Origin of the sequence: Micromonospora sp. NPDC000207 (assembly GCF_040300925.1) — a bacterium.
GTDB lineage: Bacteria > Actinomycetota > Actinomycetes > Mycobacteriales > Micromonosporaceae > Micromonospora.
The window spans coordinates 1-16,207 of record NZ_JBEPEQ010000057.1; the positions used below are offsets into that span (position 1 = coordinate 1).

The window sequence follows — 16,207 nt, forward strand, 5'->3', positions numbered from 1 at the left end:
GGCTCTGGCTGGCCGCCCCGGTCGCCGCCGAACTGGCCGCCGACGCGGGGCTGCGCCGCCGGCTGCGCACCGAGTTGACGGTACGCGGGCTGGAGGTGGTCACCCTCAACGGATTCCCGTACGCCGCGTTCCAGGCCCCGGTCGTCAAGGGTGCGGTGTACCAGCCGGACTGGACCACCGCCAGACGCACCGCGTACACACTGGACCTGGCTCGGGTCCTGGCCGACCTGCTGCCCGACGACGCGGCCCACGGCTCGGTCTCCACCCTGCCGCTGGCCTGGCGTACCCCCTGGGACCCCGGCCGGGCCGACGCGGCCCGACGCCGCCTCGACCAGCTGGCCGACGGGCTCACCGCGCTGCACGAACAGACCGGGCGACGAATCCGGGTCGGATTCGAGCCGGAGCCGGGGTGCGTCGTCGAGACGACCCACCAGGCCGCCACGCTGCTCGCCGGCACGGACCCGGCCCGGCTGGGCGTCTGCCTGGACCTTGCACACCTGGCCTGCGCCTGGGAGGAGCCGACCGAGGCCCTGGCCCGACTGGACGCCGCCGGCCTCCCGGTGGTGAAGGTGCAGGTCTCCGCCGCGTTGGAGGCGGCCGACCCGACCGCCGAGGCGGACCCGCTGCGCCAGTGGGTGGAGCCGAGGTTCCTGCACCAGACCCGGGGTCCCGGCTGTGCCCACGGCACCGACCCGGCCGACCCGGCGTACGCCGCCGACGACCTCGACGCGGCACTCGACGCCCGGCTGCCCGGCCCCTGGCGGGTGCACTACCACGTGCCGTTGCACGCCCCGCCGGAGCCGCCGCTGACCTCCACCCTGCCGGTGCTGCGCGCCGCCCTGGCCGGACTCTTCGCCGGGCCCACCGCCCGCGCCGACCACCTGGACGTGGAGACGTACACCTGGGGGGTGCTGCCGGCGTCGCGTCGCCCGCGCACCGACCCGGAGCTCGCCGCCGGGATCGCCGCCGAGCTGGCCTTCGCCCGCGACGAGCTGACCACGATCGGCCTACGACCCCTGAGCGAGGTGGCGGCGTGAGCGAGTGGTGTGAGCGAACCGTCGTGGTCGGTGGTTACACCGACGCCGAACGAAGTGAGGTGGCGGCGTGAGCGAGTGGTGCGAGCGAACCGTCGTGGTCGGTGGTTACACCGACGCCGAACGAAGTGAGGTGGCGGTGTGACCCGGAGACTGGTGGTGCTGGACGTGGTCGGGTTGACCCCCCGGCTGTTGGCGCACATGCCGAAGCTGCGCGCCGTCGCCGACGGGGGTTTCACCGCCCAGCTGGGCACGGTGCTGCCGGCGGTGACCTGCGCGGTGCAGTCGACGTTCCTCACCGGGGAGCTGCCCCGGGGGCACGGCGTCGTCGGCAACGGCTGGTACTTCCGCGACCTGGGGGAGGTGCTGCTCTGGCGGCAGCACAACGCCCTCGTGCAGGGGGAGAAGATCTGGCACACGGCCCGCCGGGTGGACCCCGACTACACGGTGGCGAACGTCTGCTGGTGGTACGCCATGGGCGCGGACGTCGACTGGACCGTCACCCCCCGCCCGGTGTACCGGGCGGACGGCCGCAAGGAGCCGGACTGCTACACCGACCCGCCGGAGCTGCACGACGCCCTCACCGACCGGCTGGGCACCTTCCCGCTGTTCACCTACTGGGGGCCGGGGGCCGGGATCGCCTCGTCGCGGTGGATCTGTCGGGCCGCCGAGCAGATCCTCGCCGACCACGCCCCGGACCTGACGCTGGTCTACGTCCCGCACCTCGACTACGACCTGCAGCGGTACGGTGCCTCCTCGCTCCAGGCGGCGGTGGCCGCCAAGGAACTCGACGACGTGCTCGCCCCGCTGCTGGACGCCGCCCGGACGACGGGAGCGACGGTGGTGGCCCTCTCCGAGTACGGCATCACCGACGTCTCCCGTCCGGTGGACGTCAACCGGATGCTGCGCGCCGAGGGGCTCCTGCGGGTGCACACCCAGGACGGCATGGAGTACCTGGACCCGTGGACCTCCCGGGCGTTCGCCGTCGCCGACCACCAGATCGCCCACGTCTACGTGCGGAACCCGGCGGACGTACCGGCGGTGGCGAAGCTCTGCGCGGGGCTGCCCGGGGTGGCCGAGGTCCTCGACGCCGACGGCAAGGCCGCCCACGGGCTGGACCACGAGCGCGCCGGTGAACTGGTCCTGGTCGCCGACCCGCAGGCCTGGTTCACCTACTACTACTGGCTCGACGACGCCCACGCCCCCGACTTCGCCCGGGTGGTGGAGATCCACCGCAAGCCCGGGTACGACCCGGCGGAGCTGTTCTTCGACCCGGCCGCCCCGGCGGCGGCGAAGCGGCGGGCCGCGATCGCCCTGGCCCGCAAGAAGGCCGGGATGCGGTACCTGATGAGCGTGGTCGGTCTGGGCGACGGGGCCCGGGCGGTACGCGGGTCGCACGGTCGGCTCCCCGCCGATCCCGCCGACGGTCCGGTCCTGCTCTGCTCCGACCCGTCCGCTGCCCGGGACTCCCTGGCGGCGACAGAGGTCAAGGGGTTGCTGCTGGAACTGGCCGGGTTGAAGGCGCCGTCGGGGACGCCACCGGGGGAGGGGTCGTGACTGTCACCGTCCCCGTCCCCACCGACGCCGGACGGTTACGGGCCCGGGTCGACGCGCAGTTGGCAGCCTTCATCGACAGGCAGGGGCCGCGGTGGCCCGACGGTGCCCCCCGGGGACTCTTCACCGCACTGCACCGGTTCGTCCTGGCCGGGGGGAAGCGGTTACGTCCGCTGTTCTGCTACTGGGGATGGCGGGGGGCCGGTGGCGACGACGGCGACGAGATCGTGGTCGCCGCAGCGGCACTGGAACTCTTCCACGCCTTCGCCCTGATCCACGACGACATCCTCGACGGCAGCGACCAACGCCGGGGTGAGCCCTCGGTGCACCGGCTCTTCGCCGACCTGCACGCCCGGTCGGCGTGGCGGGGGGACCCGGAGGCGTACGGGCGCAACACCGCCCTGCTCTGCGGTGACCTCTGCGCCGCCTGGGCGGACCAGATGTTCCACGAGTGCGGGCTGACGGTGGAGCAGGTGCACCGGGGGTACGGCATGTTCTCGCTGATGCGGACCGAGGTGATCGCCGGGGAGTACCTGGATCTCGTCTCCGGGGTCGGTGACGGCTCGGTGGCCAGCGCCCTCACCGTGATCCGGATGAAGGCCGCCCGGTACACGGTCACCCGCCCGTTGCAGATCGGGGCGACCCTGGCCGGTGCCGACGCCCCCCTCCTGGCGGCGTTGGTCGACTTCGGCGATCCGCTCGGTGACGCGTTCCAGCTCCGCGACGACGTCCTCGGGGTCTTCGGTGACCCGTCGCTGACCGGGAAGTCCGTCCTGGACGACCTGCGGGAGGGCAAGCCGACGGTGATGATGGCCCTGGCCCGCAGCTCCGCCGACAGGTTGCAGAGCGGTCGGCTGCGGGAGCTGTTCGGCAACCCGGAGCTCGACGCCACGGGGGCGACCGAGCTGCGGGACATCATCGAGGCCACCGGCGCCCGCGGGAAGATCGAGCAGATGATCAGGGTCCGTACCGAGGCGGCGCTCGCCGCCCTGGAGACCGCCACCCTGCGCGACGACGCCCGGGCCGCCCTGGCCGCGCTCGCCACCCACGCCACCCACCGCCACACCTGAAGGTGCCCGTACCGCCGGGGTCGGTGGTCTTCCGTGACGGTGACGTGGGACCTAGAGTGGGGGTCGGTGACCCGTCCAGGTCGCCGGTGACCGGCGGGAGGCGCAACCCGTCGGCTCAGGTGCGTGTCGCACCCACCGGTGCCCCGGAGACGATCACCTGTCACACCCGGCCGACCACCGGTCACCTCGCCCCGGTCCGTTGAGGAATCCCCATCACAAAAGGGGAGAAGGACAATGGCGCGACCCATCACGCTCTTCACCGGCCAGTGGGCCGACCTGCCGTTCGAGGAGGTCTGTCGGCTCGCCTCCGAGTGGGGCTACGACGGCCTGGAGATCGCCTGCTGGGGCGACCACTTCGAGGTCGACAAGGCCCTCGCCGACGACACCTACGTCGACCGGAAGAAGGAGACCCTGGCCAAGTACAACCTCCAGGTGTTCACCATCTCCAACCACCTGGTCGGTCAGGCCGTCTGCGACCACCCCATCGACGAGCGCCACCAGGACATCCTGCCCGCCGAGGTCTGGGGCGACGGCGACCCCGAAGGCGTACGCCAGCGGGCCGCCGAGCGGATCAAGGACACCGCCCGGGCCGCGGCGCGGCTCGGGGTGAACACCGTCGTCGGGTTCACCGGGTCGTCGATCTGGCACACCCTGGCGATGTTCCCCCCGGTTCCGCCGGCCATGATCGAGCGCGGCTACCAGGACTTCGCCGACCGGTGGAACCCGATCCTGGACGTCTTCGACTCGGTCGGGGTCCGCTTCGCCCACGAGGTGCACCCCAGCGAGATCGCCTACGACTACTACACGACCAAACGGACCCTGGAGGCGATCGGCCACCGGCCGGCGTTCGGGCTGAACTGGGACCCGTCGCACTTCGTCTGGCAGGAGCTGGACCCGGTCAACTTCCTCTTCGACTTCGCCGACCGGATCTACCACGTCGACTGCAAGGACGCCAAGGTACGCACCGGTGACGGCCGACGGGGTCGGCTCTCCTCGCACCTGCCCTGGGCGGACCTGCGCAGGGGCTGGGACTTCGTCTCCACCGGGCACGGCGACGTGCCGTGGGAGGACTGCTTCCGGGCGTTGAACGCGATCGGCTACGACGGCCCGATCTCCATCGAGTGGGAGGACGCCGGGATGGACCGTCTCGTCGGTGCGCCCGAGGCGGTGCAGTTCGTCAGGCGGCTCGCCTTCGACGCTCCGTCGGCGGCCTTCGACGCGGCCTTCAGCAGCAACCGGGACTGAACCGGACAGCCGGGACCGACCTGGTGGGCCGGATCTGAACCGGGTTGGCTGGGACCGCCCGGTAGCCGGTACTCACGGACCGGCCCGGGTAGCCGGTACTCACCCCGGGACGAACGAACGGGCCGGGTGCCCCCGAAGGGGTGCCCGGCCCGACGCGTACGACTCGGTCAGACGGTGCTGCCGTTGGTGCCCGTACCACCGGACGGCTTGGTCCGGGCAGTGGTGCTGGGGGTGCTGGTGGTGGACGAGCCCGACTTGGCCCCGACGCTGGCCGGGGTGCCGGCGAACGCGTCGTCGGCGGAGGTCAGCTCGTGCTTGTCGCCGCCGGTGCCGGAGTGCAGCTTCTCGCCCAGCTTGGAGTGGTTCAGCCGGTCCTTGCCCTCGCTGTAGAGCCGGTTGGCCTGAGCCTGCGCAACGCCCGCCGCCTCCTGCACGGTGGGGTGGTCGAGGACCTTGCGGCCCTGCACGACCAACTCCTCGTACTTCTCCCGGCCGGCACGGGCGCCCAGGACGAATCCCGCAGCCAGCCCGCCAAGGAACAAGATCTTTCCGCGCATGGCGGCTCCTTTCGTACCTGGCGCACCGGGGCCCGCCGGAAGGCTCCGGCGGCAGCGCCCCTTTCGCGCCTACATCCTCTGTCGGCAGCTAACTACCCATCCTCCTGCACAGTCATACCTCCAGGCGCAAGGATGGCGATTTGTCTGGTACGCACCGGTCCCGTGTCGGCTTCCCTGCGGTCCCGCGCTGGTTCGCGCCGGTCTGGGGTCGGCCGGGCGATCGGCGGAACCGGTGCGGCAACCCCCTGGACCGCCGCCCGGGGAAGTCCTGTATTCTTTTGCCGTCACAGGGCGATCGGAGCGATCCGTGAGCCGACTGACGACGGTCCCCCGTAGCTCAATTGGCAGAGCAGCCGGCTGTTAACCGGCAGGTTTTTGGTTCGAGTCCAAACGGGGGAGCCTCTTCCACCACATGCCCGTCGGCCGCTGCCGACGGGCATCGTCGTTCCCGCACCCCGTCCCTCGCACCCCGTCGTTTGCGCGCTGCCGTCGTTCCCGCACTCTCGTCGTTTCCGCACCCCCCGTCGGGGGTAGATCATCAGTTCGCCGTCGCCCGAGGTCCGCCGACCGTCAGGATGGTCGGTGTGGGGAAGGCGGGAAACACATGATCGCTGAGACTGACGTCGTCATCGTCGGCGGCGGACTCGCCGGCCTCGCCGCCGCCCGCCGCCTGCACCGGGCCGGCACGCCGTGGCGGATCCTGGAGGCCGGCGACGTCGTCGGCGGCCGGGTCGCCACCGACGAGGTCGACGGATACCTGCTGGACCGGGGCTTCCAGGTGCTCAACACCGCGTACCCGAAGCTCGGCACCCTGCTCGACACCGACCGCCTGGACCTGGGCTGGTTCACCCCCGGGGTGCTGGTCCGCCGGGGCGGGCAGCTGCACCGGCTGGTCAACCCGTTGCGCGAGCCGACCGGCGCGGCGAGCACCGCCCTGGCCGGCATCGGTTCGTTCACCGACCGGATCCGGTTGGCAGCCCTCGCCGCCGGCTGCGCCACCCTGCCGCCGAGCCGACTGCTCTCCGCCCCGGAGACCACCTCCGAGGAGGCGCTGCGTCGAGCCGGTCTCTCCGACGAGATCATCGAGGAACTGCTCCGGCCGTTCCTGTCCGGTGTCCTCGTCGACGCCGAACTCGCCACCTCCAGCCGATTCCTGGCCATGGTGCTGCGGACCTTCGTCAGGGGCCGGATCGGGGTGCCCGCCGACGGGATGCGCGCCCTGCCCCGGGCGATCGCCGCCCCGCTGCCCGCCGAGCTGATCGACACCGGGATGCCGGTCGCCGAGATCGCCCCCGGCCGGGTCCGGACCCAGGCCGGCGACATCGGCTGCCGGGCCGTCGTGGTCGCCGTCGACCCGACCACCGCCGGTACGCTGCTGCCGGAACTGCCGACGGTACGCATGAACGCCTACACCACCTACTACCACAGCACCGAGTCGGCACCCCTCGACGAGCCGATCCTGCTCCTCGACGGCGACCGCCGCGAGACCGTCGCGAACACCGTGGTGATCAGTCAGGCCGCCCCCACGTACGCCCCGGCCGGACGACACCTGGTGGCCACGTCGGTGGTCGGTCCGTCGGCCCCACCCGAGTCGGCCGTACGGGCGGAACTGACCCGGCTCTACGGACGGTCCACGGCGGACTGGGCACACCTCACCACCGTCTCGATTCCCGCCGCCCTCCCGGCCGCCCCACCCCCGCAGGGCCGACTGCGCAAGCCGGTCTCCCTCGGCGACGGCCGGTACGTCGCCGGCGACCACCGGGCCAGCCCGTCGATCCAAGGGGCGCTGGCCAGCGGCTGGGAGGCGGCCGGTGCCGTCCTGGCCGACCTGCGCGCCGCCTGAGCGCCACCCACAGCCCGGGTCGACGCCCCTGCGGGGGCACCCGGCCTCGGATGCGCGCTGTTATTCTCGCGTTGCTCATCGTGTAGCCGGGGGTGTTCCACGCCGCTGCCGACATGCTGGCTGTGATCGACTGAGCGGGTTAGTATCCGGCGCACACGTCGGGGCGGTAGCTCAGCAGGTTAGAGCAGGGGACTCATAATCCCTCGGTCGCGGGTTCGAGCCCCGCCCGCCCCACCAGGCAAACGCAGGTCAGCTGATTGGGGCGTACCCATCACATCGACCCCGGGCCGCAACGTTCGAGCCGCGGCTGGTGCCCAGGGGATCGCGACGGGCATTCGGGCACGCCAGGACGAGTTCGTCCGATCACACCTTGAGGACGTCCACGTCGTACAGCGCTATCGACGCGTCGCGGGTGGCCAGGGTCAGCTTTTCGGTGATCGCCTGCGCCACCAGCATGCGGTCGAAGGGGTCGCGGTGGTGGGGCGGCAGGCGGCCGGCGGCGATGGCATGGGCATGGGTTACCGGGAGTTGACGGAAGCCCATCTCCCTCACCCGCTCGGCGAGGTCAGGGGGTCCTGCGAGCTTCCCTGCGCTCTGCTTGATGGTGATCTCCCACAGGGTGACGGGAGAGAGGAAGATGTCTGGCTCGTGGCGTAGTTGGTCGAGGAACTCGACGCCGAGGGTCGCATCGCCGGTGATGGCCCAGAGCGCGACGTGGGTGTCCAGTAGCAGGGTCATGCGCCGATGCCGAAGTCAGCGGCGATCTCGGCGTTGGTCTGGGGGGAGTCCCAGTCGCCTGAGAGGTCCAGTTGTCCGGCGAGGGAGCCGACTGCCGTGCGGTTGGCTCGTCGTACAAGCGGCACCACCTTCGCCACCGGGGTGCCTGCACGATCGATGATGATCTCTTCGCCGCGTTCCACCCGTTCGATGATGCGTGACAGGTGGGTCTTGGCATCATGCATGTTGTAGTGCACGGCTTCAGTCGACATCATTCGACCTCCTCGTCTAGCTAACAGCTTAGTCGCCTCGACCCGATGGCGTCACCGGCGTGCGGGATGGGCTGCGCAGACTGACAGGTGAACGTGCTGCATGCATGATGAAGCATGGTGGCTCTCCAGATCCGAGACGTGCCGGAAGAAGTGCGGGACGTCCTGGCGGCCCAGGCCAAGGCGCGCGGGCAGTCACTCCAGGCGTACCTCCTGGATCTGGTGGAGACGCAGGCTCGACGGCTGCGTAACACGGCCCTTGATCGCTTCGCCGGCCGATCGGACGGTGCCCGCTCGCTGCCGGGGGAGAGCGCCGCTTCCTGACGGCGGTTGCCCGACGATCATCGGCATCGATCCGCGACCTTGCGGGAACAGTCGTCCATCACCTGCTCGGGGTCGCGCCCGAGGCCGGCGATGGCGACGAGGGCGGTGAAGGCGACGTCGGCGACGTCGTCGACGGTGTGGGTGACGCCCTTGCGGGGGTTCTGGTCGACGGTGCCGATCCAGGCGGTGGCGACCTCGCCCGCCTCCTCGACTCGCCCCTGACCCCCTTGATCAGCCAGTCGCCGGGGGTCGCGACGTGCTCGCCTTCCAGGGTGGTGACGGTGAGTCGCCCCCAGTCCTCACCGGCGGGGCCGGTGGGTCCGCCGGTGTGCGGGTCGTAGGCCACGGCCCCGTCGGCCCATTCGACCAGGTCGTGGGCGTCTTCGGGGGCTCCCCAGAGGACGGCGTCGATCTCGACGGGCTTCTTGCGGAACTTCATGGTCTTCTCCTTCTTGTCGGGGGTCGTCTTCGTGCGCCGCCTCGTATCGTCATTCGGCGATCGGCCAGGCGTTTCCCGGGGCCTGCTGTCGTGGGACGGGAACGTGTCTTCACCGGCCGGGGCAGGCGGTCCGCCAGTGGTCTCATTCGGTCACCGGTCTCGGTGGGGCGGTGGGAGACCGCTGCCGCTGCTGGGCGATCCGCGCCGTGCCGTCGGCCCTCCGGCGTTGCGGGCGATGTTCGCGGTCGATGCGTCCCGGCCGTATCCCGTGTCGTGTGGCAGGTCGTGTCGGCCCGCATGTCTACAGCCGTTGAAAAGGGATTATCGCGCTGCGCCGAAAGGCCCCGGTGGACCGTACCGAAGAATGGTTTTCGATGTTGTCCCTCACCCCTGTGGGGCTCGGTTCGGCGGGGTCCGGGTGGTCCCTCGGGGTCGCTGTGGGAGGGGTGCTGGCGGATGGGTGGGCTGGTCGGACCGGGTCCGAGGGGCGGGTGCGGGGTCAGGTAACGACTTGGCAACAAGCCGAACCGGGTTCTTGTGAAGAGGTTTGTTAGCCCCCTGTACTAACCGGGTGAAGCGCATTGATACGGCGGGGTCCTCCTCGCCAGTTCCGTCGAGTCGAGCGGCGGGAGCCCCACGGCGGGACGGGGTTCCGGCCCGGGTCCGCACGGGCGAGAAGGTGTTGCCGGAGCAGGCCCGGGTGCACAACCGCGAGCTGCTGCTGCGCATGCTGTACCGGGAGGGGCCGCGCAGCCGGGCGGACCTGGCGCGACGGACCGGGCTGACGCGGGTGTCGGTTTCGGACGTGGTCAGCGATCTCCTCTCGGATCACCTCGTCCGCGAGGTGGGCATGCGGGCCGGGAGTCGACCGGGCAAGCCGGCCATGATGCTGGAGTTCAACGAGCACGCCTACCAGACCGTCGCCGTGGACCTCAGTCACTCGACGCTCTACCGGGGTGCGGTGCTCGACCTCGGTGGGGCGGTGGTGACCCGTCGGCAGGTCGAGATCGCCGGGAGCGCCGGCACCGACGCCCTGGCCAAGGTCGTGGGCCTGGTCAGGGAGTTGTGTCAGGAGGTGACCGCGCCGCTTCTCGGCATCGGCGTCGGCACCCCGGGCATCGTGGACCTGGGAGGCGTCGTCCTCAGCGCACCCAACCTGGGGTTGAAGGACGTCAACCTCCAGTCGGTGCTGGCGGAGGAGTTCGCCTGTCCCGTGCACGTGGCCAACGATGCCAATGCGGCAGCGCTCGCCGAGCGCAGCTACGCCGAGAGCGCCGCCGACTCTCTCCTCGTCCGGGTCGGTGTCGGCGTCGGGGCGGGGCTCCTGCTCGGGGGCACACCCGTCCTGGGCAGCAGGTTCGCGGCGGGGGAGATCGGCCACGTGGTCGTGGACCCGGACAGTGGCCGGTCCTGCGTCTGCGGCAAGAACGGTTGCCTGGAGACCTGGCTGTCGACCCGGCGCATCCAGGAGGACCTCTCGGAGGCTCGGACCGAGGGGGAGCGCGACCGGGTACTCGCCGTGGCGGGGGAGTCCCTCGGGTGCGTGCTGGCTCCGATCGTCGCCGCCCTCAACGTCTCGGAGATCGTCCTCAGCGGTCCGCAGCGGGTGCTGGAGGGGCCCCTGGCCGCCGCCACCATGGAGACCATCAGGCAGCGCGCGTTGACCGAGGTCCACGGCGACATCGTGCTGCGGCTCTCCGAACTCGGCGACGACATCGTCCTGCGCGGCGCGACCGCGATGGTCATGAGTCAACAACTCGGAATCGTCTGATCCGCTGATCCGAGTCTCGTCACCCAGAGCAACGCCTGACGGCGCTGACTTTGTAGCAATAGAAGGGAACACGGTGCAGCTACCACGCACGCTGACGGCAGCGTTTGCCGTAGTCGTTCTCGCCCTCGCCGGTTGTGGCGCTGGGGGACAGGCCCAGGAAGCGGACTCGTCCCAGCTCGTCCTCGGCAACAACGGCGACGTACTGACCTGGGACCCCGCCGAGATGAAGGAGGGGGCGGTCATCCACTACGCCGAGGCCGTCTACGACCCTCTGCTGCGCAAGACCGCCGAGTCCAAGATCGAGGGCAACCTCGCGACCGAGTACGAGTACAACGACGACCTCACCGAACTCACCCTGAAGCTCCGTGAGGGCGTGACGTTCAGTGACGGTGCCACGTTTGACGGCGAGGCAGTCAAGGTCAACATCGAGGCCCGGAAGGCGGGTGCGGGCAGCGCCTCCGAGGCGGCTCGGGTGATCGTGCGTGTCGAGGTCACCGATCCGGGTACCGTGCGCCTGCACCTGAGCGAGCCGAGCCCCGGCCTGCTTGCCGCGCTGGCGACGTACCTCGGGTACATGGCCAGCCCCACGGCGCTCGCCGCCGGCGGTATCGCCACGACCCCGGTGGGCTCCGGGCCGTACCTGCTCGACGCCGGTGCCTCGGAGAAGGGCGTCAGCTACCGGTTCACCGCCCGCGAGGGCTACTGGAACCGGGAGGCGTTCCCGTTCGAGACCGTGGTGATCCGGCCGTACGAGGAGTTCACCGCCCGGTACAACGCCCTGGCCACCGGTCAGATCCAGTTCATGTACGGGACCTCCGACATGGTGCCGAAGGCCAAGTCCGACGGTCTCACGGTCAAGACGGTGCCCGGCGAGTGGCAGGGGATCATCCTCCAGGACCGTGCCGGTGAGGCCTCGGCGGCCCTCGGCGACGTACGGGTCCGGCAGGCGATCAACCACGCCCTCGACCGCAAGGCCATCCTCGACACCCACTACAGCGGGTTCGGTCAGGTCTCCACCCAGACCTTCAACCCGTCAAGCGAGGCGTGGGTGCCGGAGCTCAACGAGCGCTACCCGTACGACCCGGCGAAGGCGCGGGAGCTGCTGGCCGCTGCGGGCCACGGGGACGGATTCAAGATCAAGATTTCGTTCAGTGAGGGGTTCATGTCCCCGCTGGTGCCGATCGTCACCCAGTACCTCGGCGACGTGGGCATCACCGTCGAACAGGTCCCCGTCAACGGCTTCGCCAACGGTGGCCTGGAGACCCTGAAGGGGCAGCCCGCCTTCATGCTCTCCTTCTCCACGAACATCCCGGCGTGGACGGACGTGCTGAACAAGCTCACCCCGACGTCGCTGTGGAACCACTTCGGGTACACCGACGAGACCGTCACCCGGCTGCTCAAGGAGATTCCCGCAGCCCAGGGCGACGAGCAGGCCGCTCTCTACAAGGAGCTGAACACCCACCTCGTGGAGCAGGCCTGGTTCGCCCCGATCGTGACGCAGGAGAACGTCTACCTGTCCAAGCCGGAGATCGACGTGACCATGCAGCAGGCGCAGCTGATGCCGAGCCTGCGGTTCTTCGCCCCGGCCAACTGATTCCCCATCCCCGGGTGGGTCGACACAGGGTCGACCCACCCGGGGAGTAACCCCAGGTCAGCTAGGAGGTAGCAGGCATGCTGGGCTTCATCGGCCGCCGGCTGGCCACGGGCCTGCTGTTGGCGTTCACGGTGGTGACGGGGATGTACTTCTTCCTCATGCTCACCGGCTCCGACCCCGCCCGGGGCGCGCTCGGTCTCTACGCCACCGAGGAGCAGGTGGCTGTCAAACGGGAGCAACTGGGCCTCGACCGACCGGTCGTCACGCAGTACCTGGACTGGTTGAGCGGCGTCGTCCGGGGTGACCTGGGCATCTCGTCCGCGCAGAACGCCAGGGTCATCGACCTCATCGTGTCCCGGCTGCCGGTCACCGTGTCGCTCGCGCTCGGCGCCGTCCTGGTGGCTGCGGTGCTGGGAGTCGCCCTCGGCCTGCTCGCGGCGACCCGACCCGGGCCCCTCGACCGGGTCCTCCAGGTGGTCATGGTGCTCGGCTTCAGCCTGCCGAACTTCTGGGTCGCGATCATCCTGGCCCTGACCTTCGCCGTGCAGCTCGGCTGGTTCCCCGCCACCGGCTACATCCACCTGAGCGACTCACCGAGCGGGTGGCTCTGGTCCATCGTCCTGCCGATCACCGCGCTGTCGATCGGCTCGATCGCCGCCATCGCCCAGCAACTGCGCAACTCCGTGATCACCGTCAACAGCCAGGCGTACGTCAGGACGCTGCGCAGCCGAGGGCTGTCACAACGGAACATCCTGCTCGCCCACGTCCTGCGCAACGCGGCTCCGCCGGCGCTGACGATGCTCTCGTTGCAGTTCATCGCGGCGATGAGCGGTGCGGCCATCGTCGAGCGGGTGTTCGGTCTCCAGGGCATCGGAGCCGTCGCCATCAACGCCTCGGGCAACAGCGACATCCCCGTGATCATGGGCGTCCTGCTCTTCACGGTTCTCGTTGTCGTGCTCGTCAACCTGACGGTCGACATCCTCTACGCCGCGCTGAACCCGAAGGTACGGAACGCATGAGCGTCGACATGACTGCGGCCCCCGCCGGCCGCACCTCCAGAAGACTTCGCGCCTTCCTCGGCAACCCGATGGGTGTGGTGGCCGGGGGTGTCCTGCTCGCCATCGTCGTCGCGAGCATCCTCGCCCCCCTCCTCGCCCCCCGCGATCCCAACCTGGTGGTGCTCGCCGAGGCGCTCCGGCCGCCGAGCCTCGACCATCCACTCGGTACGGACGGGAACGGGCGGGACATCCTCAGCCGACTCCTCTTCGGCGGCCGGGTCAGCCTCCAGGCCGGCGTGATCATGCTGGCCACCGCACTGCTGTGCGGGATTCCCGCAGGTCTGCTCGCCGGCTACTACGCCCGGTGGTTCGACGGGGTGTCCAGCTGGATCTTCAACATGCTCATGTCCCTGCCGGAGATCCTGATCATCATCGTGGTGATCGCCTCCCTCGGCAGCGGCCTCGCCCCCACGATGATCACCCTCGGGGTCCTGGCCTCGCCGGACATCTTCCGACTGACCAGGAGCGCCGTGATCGGCGTACGCGAGGAGCTCTACTTCGACGCCGCCCGGGTGGCGGGCCTGTCGGACCTGCGCATCATCTTCCGCCACGTGCTCTCCGTCGTCCTGGGTCCGATCCTCGTACGGTCCTCGTTCATCTTCGGCATGGCGATCATCGTCCAGTCCGGGCTGGAGTTCCTCGGCTTCGGCGATCCGCAGCGCCCCAGCTGGGGCGGGGAACTCAGCAACGCCTTCCAGAGTTTCCAGCGCGCCCCCGAGCTGGTCATCGCGCCCGGCGTCGCCATCGGCTGCACGGTCATGGCGCTCGTGCTCTTCGGGGCGGCCCTCGCCGACTCCCTCGGGGTCAGCCTCCGGAGCAAGGCCAAGCGGGCGGCCCGTCCGGCCCGTACCGACGCCCCTCGGGTGGAGGAGCGGGCCGTCGACGGCGAGCCCACCTCGGACGCCCTCCTGCGGGTGGAGGACCTGGCGGTGCGGTACGTGGCCGAGGACGGCACCGCCAAGGACGTGGTTCGCGGGGTGTCCCTGCACGTGGCGCGCGGCGAGGTGCTCGGTCTGGTCGGGGAGTCCGGGTCCGGGAAGTCCCAGACGTCGTTCGCGATCCTCGGGCTCCTCCCGCCCGACGCCGTCGTCAGCGCCCGGCAGCTCTGCCTGGACGGGCAGCCCCTCATCGGGCTGCGCGAGGGGGAGATGCAGAAGATCCGTGGGCGGCGGATGGCCTACGTACCGCAGGAACCGATGTCGAACCTGGACCCCTCCTTCACAGTCGGTGCCCAGCTGACCAAGCCGATGCGACGTCAGCTCGGCCTCTCCAGGAAGGCGGCGACCGCCCGTGCCCTGGAACTGCTCGACCGCGTCGGCATCCCCGACCCCGCCCGTACCCTCGCCGCCTATCCCCACCAGCTCAGCGGCGGGATGGCGCAGCGCGTCCTGATCGCGGGTGCGGTCTCCTGCGACCCCGAACTGCTCATCGCCGACGAACCGACCACCGCACTCGACGTCACGGTCCAGGCGGAGGTCCTCGAACTCCTGCGGGACCTGCAACGGGAGCGCGACATGGGCCTGGTCCTCGTCACCCACAACCTGGGTGTGGTCGCCGACATCTGTGACCGGGTGGCGGTGATGCGCGACGGTGTCCTCGTCGAACAGCGGCCGGTCGCCGACCTCTTCGCCGACCCCCGGCACGAGTACACCCGGATGCTGCTGAACTCGACCCTCGAAGACGCGCCACCCCGGCGGGAACGCGGCGACCTTCAGGAGGTGGGGTCGTGAGCGCCCCCGACAGGCCACTGCTCGACATCAGCGACATCAACGTCGTCTACCGCGGCGCCCGCTGGCGTAGCCCGTCCTTCCACGCCCTGCACGACGTCTCCATGCAGGTCGGGGCGGGGGAGACCGTCGGCCTGGTCGGGGAGTCCGGCTCGGGGAAGACCACCCTCGGGCGGGCGGTGCTGGGCCTCGCCCCGGTCACCAGCGGAACCGTCACCTTCGACGGCGTCGACATCACCCACGCCGGCCGACGTGCCCGCCGCGCCCTCAGCCGCGACATCCAGGTCGTCTTCCAGGATCCGTACTCGTCGCTCAACCCGGCCATGTCGGTGGAGAACATCCTCGCCGAGCCGTTGCGGGCCCAGGGCGTACCCGGGGCCGAGGCCTCCGCGCGGATCGGGCAGCTGCTGAACCAGATCGGACTGGAGGCCGACGCGGGCCGACGGTACCCCCGGGAGTTCTCCGGCGGGCAGCGGCAGCGGATCGCCATCGCCCGCGCGCTGGCGCTCAAGCCCCGGCTCATCGTCTGCGACGAGCCGGTGAGCGCCCTCGACCTCTCCACCCAGGCCCGCATCCTCGACCTGCTCATCGAGGTCCAGGAACAGACCGGGGTCGCCTACCTCTTCGTCTCCCACGACCTGTCGGTGGTCCGCTACATCTGCCACCGGGTCGCGGTCATGCTCAAGGGCCGGATCGTGGAGACCGGTGACGGCGACGTCGTCACCTCCCGACCGGAGCATCCGTACGCGAAGCGACTGCTCATGGCCTCGCCCATCCCCGACCCGGTACGCCAGGCGGAGCGACGTCGCCGGTACGCGGCCCTCTCCTGACCCCCCACCGAACGGCGAAGACCGCCGACCGGGCGGAACCCCACCGACCGGCGAAGACCCGCCATTCCCGAGAGAAAAGGACACCCCGTGCAGTTCGGTTTCAGTTCGTACTCCTTCTACCAGCACCTGCGTACCGGCAAGATGAGCCTTCTGGACGTCATCGACTGGATCGGCG

General features: G+C 70.4%; 15 protein-coding genes and 2 tRNA genes. 13 read left to right on the forward strand and 4 right to left on the reverse strand.

The window, feature by feature from the left end; all coding sequences use genetic code 11:
- The 4 genes from eboE to ABT336_RS15770 form a co-directional block, all read left to right on the forward strand.
- On the forward strand, window positions 1–1,037 hold a 1,037-nt coding region (eboE, locus tag ABT336_RS15755), incomplete at its 5' end, for a metabolite traffic protein EboE (protein ID WP_350897320.1).
- 138 nt (window positions 1,038–1,175) lie between these two features.
- On the forward strand, window positions 1,176–2,591 hold the full coding sequence (locus ABT336_RS15760; protein ID WP_350897321.1) for an alkaline phosphatase family protein: 1,416 nt from the start codon (window positions 1,176–1,178) through the stop codon (window positions 2,589–2,591).
- The gene (locus tag ABT336_RS15765; RefSeq protein WP_350897322.1) at window positions 2,588–3,658 is read left to right on the forward strand and encodes a polyprenyl synthetase family protein; all 1,071 of its coding nucleotides are present in this window, start codon (window positions 2,588–2,590) and stop codon (window positions 3,656–3,658) included. Before ABT336_RS15760 ends, ABT336_RS15765 begins: the two co-directional genes overlap by 4 nt.
- Before the next feature lie 234 nt (window positions 3,659–3,892).
- Window positions 3,893–4,903, forward strand: coding sequence for a sugar phosphate isomerase/epimerase family protein (locus ABT336_RS15770; protein WP_350897323.1), 1,011 nt, complete (start codon window positions 3,893–3,895; stop codon window positions 4,901–4,903).
- Window positions 4,904–5,070: 167 nt separating this feature from the next.
- On the opposite strand, the gene ABT336_RS15775 is transcribed toward ABT336_RS15770, so the two are convergent.
- Window positions 5,071–5,460, reverse strand: coding sequence for a hypothetical protein (locus ABT336_RS15775; RefSeq protein ID WP_350897324.1), 390 nt, complete (start codon window positions 5,458–5,460; stop codon window positions 5,071–5,073).
- Window positions 5,461–5,786: 326 nt separating this feature from the next.
- Between ABT336_RS15775 and ABT336_RS15780 the strand changes: the two genes are divergently transcribed.
- From ABT336_RS15780 to ABT336_RS15790, 3 genes are all read left to right on the forward strand, one after another.
- Window positions 5,787–5,859 (forward strand) — tRNA-Asn (locus tag ABT336_RS15780).
- Between the two features lie 205 nt (window positions 5,860–6,064).
- The gene (locus ABT336_RS15785; protein WP_350897325.1) at window positions 6,065–7,303 is read left to right on the forward strand and encodes an NAD(P)/FAD-dependent oxidoreductase; all 1,239 of its coding nucleotides are present in this window, start codon (window positions 6,065–6,067) and stop codon (window positions 7,301–7,303) included.
- A gap of 160 nt (window positions 7,304–7,463) precedes the next feature.
- Window positions 7,464–7,540, forward strand: a tRNA-Ile gene (locus ABT336_RS15790).
- Window positions 7,541–7,666: 126 nt separating this feature from the next.
- Here the strand turns inward: ABT336_RS15790 and ABT336_RS15795 are convergent.
- The gene (locus ABT336_RS15795; RefSeq protein ID WP_350897326.1) at window positions 7,667–8,041 is read right to left on the reverse strand and encodes a type II toxin-antitoxin system VapC family toxin; all 375 of its coding nucleotides are present in this window, start codon (window positions 8,039–8,041) and stop codon (window positions 7,667–7,669) included.
- Complete coding sequence (locus ABT336_RS15800; RefSeq protein ID WP_350897349.1) at window positions 8,038–8,292, reverse strand: type II toxin-antitoxin system Phd/YefM family antitoxin; 255 nt, start codon at window positions 8,290–8,292, stop codon at window positions 8,038–8,040. Before ABT336_RS15800 ends, ABT336_RS15795 begins: the two co-directional genes overlap by 4 nt.
- A gap of 114 nt (window positions 8,293–8,406) precedes the next feature.
- On the opposite strand from ABT336_RS15800, the gene ABT336_RS15805 reads away from it, so the two are divergent.
- Window positions 8,407–8,613, forward strand: coding sequence for a FitA-like ribbon-helix-helix domain-containing protein (locus ABT336_RS15805; RefSeq protein WP_350897327.1), 207 nt, complete (start codon window positions 8,407–8,409; stop codon window positions 8,611–8,613).
- Window positions 8,614–8,671: 58 nt separating this feature from the next.
- Here ABT336_RS15805 and ABT336_RS15810 read toward each other — a convergent pair whose 3' ends face one another.
- On the reverse strand, window positions 8,672–9,052 hold the full coding sequence (locus ABT336_RS15810) for a hypothetical protein (protein WP_350897328.1): 381 nt from the start codon (window positions 9,050–9,052) through the stop codon (window positions 8,672–8,674).
- Window positions 9,053–9,734: 682 nt separating this feature from the next.
- On the opposite strand from ABT336_RS15810, the gene ABT336_RS15815 reads away from it, so the two are divergent.
- The 5 genes from ABT336_RS15815 to ABT336_RS15835 all read left to right on the forward strand — a co-directional run bounded on the left by ABT336_RS15815 (window position 9,735) and on the right by ABT336_RS15835 (window position 16,032).
- Complete coding sequence (locus ABT336_RS15815) at window positions 9,735–10,823, forward strand: ROK family protein (RefSeq protein WP_350897329.1); 1,089 nt, start codon at window positions 9,735–9,737, stop codon at window positions 10,821–10,823.
- A 73-nt stretch (window positions 10,824–10,896) separates the two neighbouring features.
- Entirely contained in the window at window positions 10,897–12,417 is a 1,521-nt protein-coding gene (locus ABT336_RS15820) for an ABC transporter substrate-binding protein (protein ID WP_350897330.1), read from the forward strand.
- A 77-nt stretch (window positions 12,418–12,494) separates the two neighbouring features.
- Entirely contained in the window at window positions 12,495–13,436 is a 942-nt protein-coding gene (locus ABT336_RS15825; protein WP_350897331.1) for an ABC transporter permease, read from the forward strand.
- Window positions 13,433–15,205, forward strand: a complete 1,773-nt coding sequence (locus ABT336_RS15830) for a dipeptide/oligopeptide/nickel ABC transporter permease/ATP-binding protein (protein WP_350897332.1) — start codon at window positions 13,433–13,435, stop codon at window positions 15,203–15,205. Before ABT336_RS15825 ends, ABT336_RS15830 begins: the two co-directional genes overlap by 4 nt.
- Window positions 15,202–16,032, forward strand: coding sequence for an ATP-binding cassette domain-containing protein (locus ABT336_RS15835; protein WP_350897333.1), 831 nt, complete (start codon window positions 15,202–15,204; stop codon window positions 16,030–16,032). Before ABT336_RS15830 ends, ABT336_RS15835 begins: the two co-directional genes overlap by 4 nt.
- Window positions 16,033–16,207 lie beyond the last annotated feature (175 nt).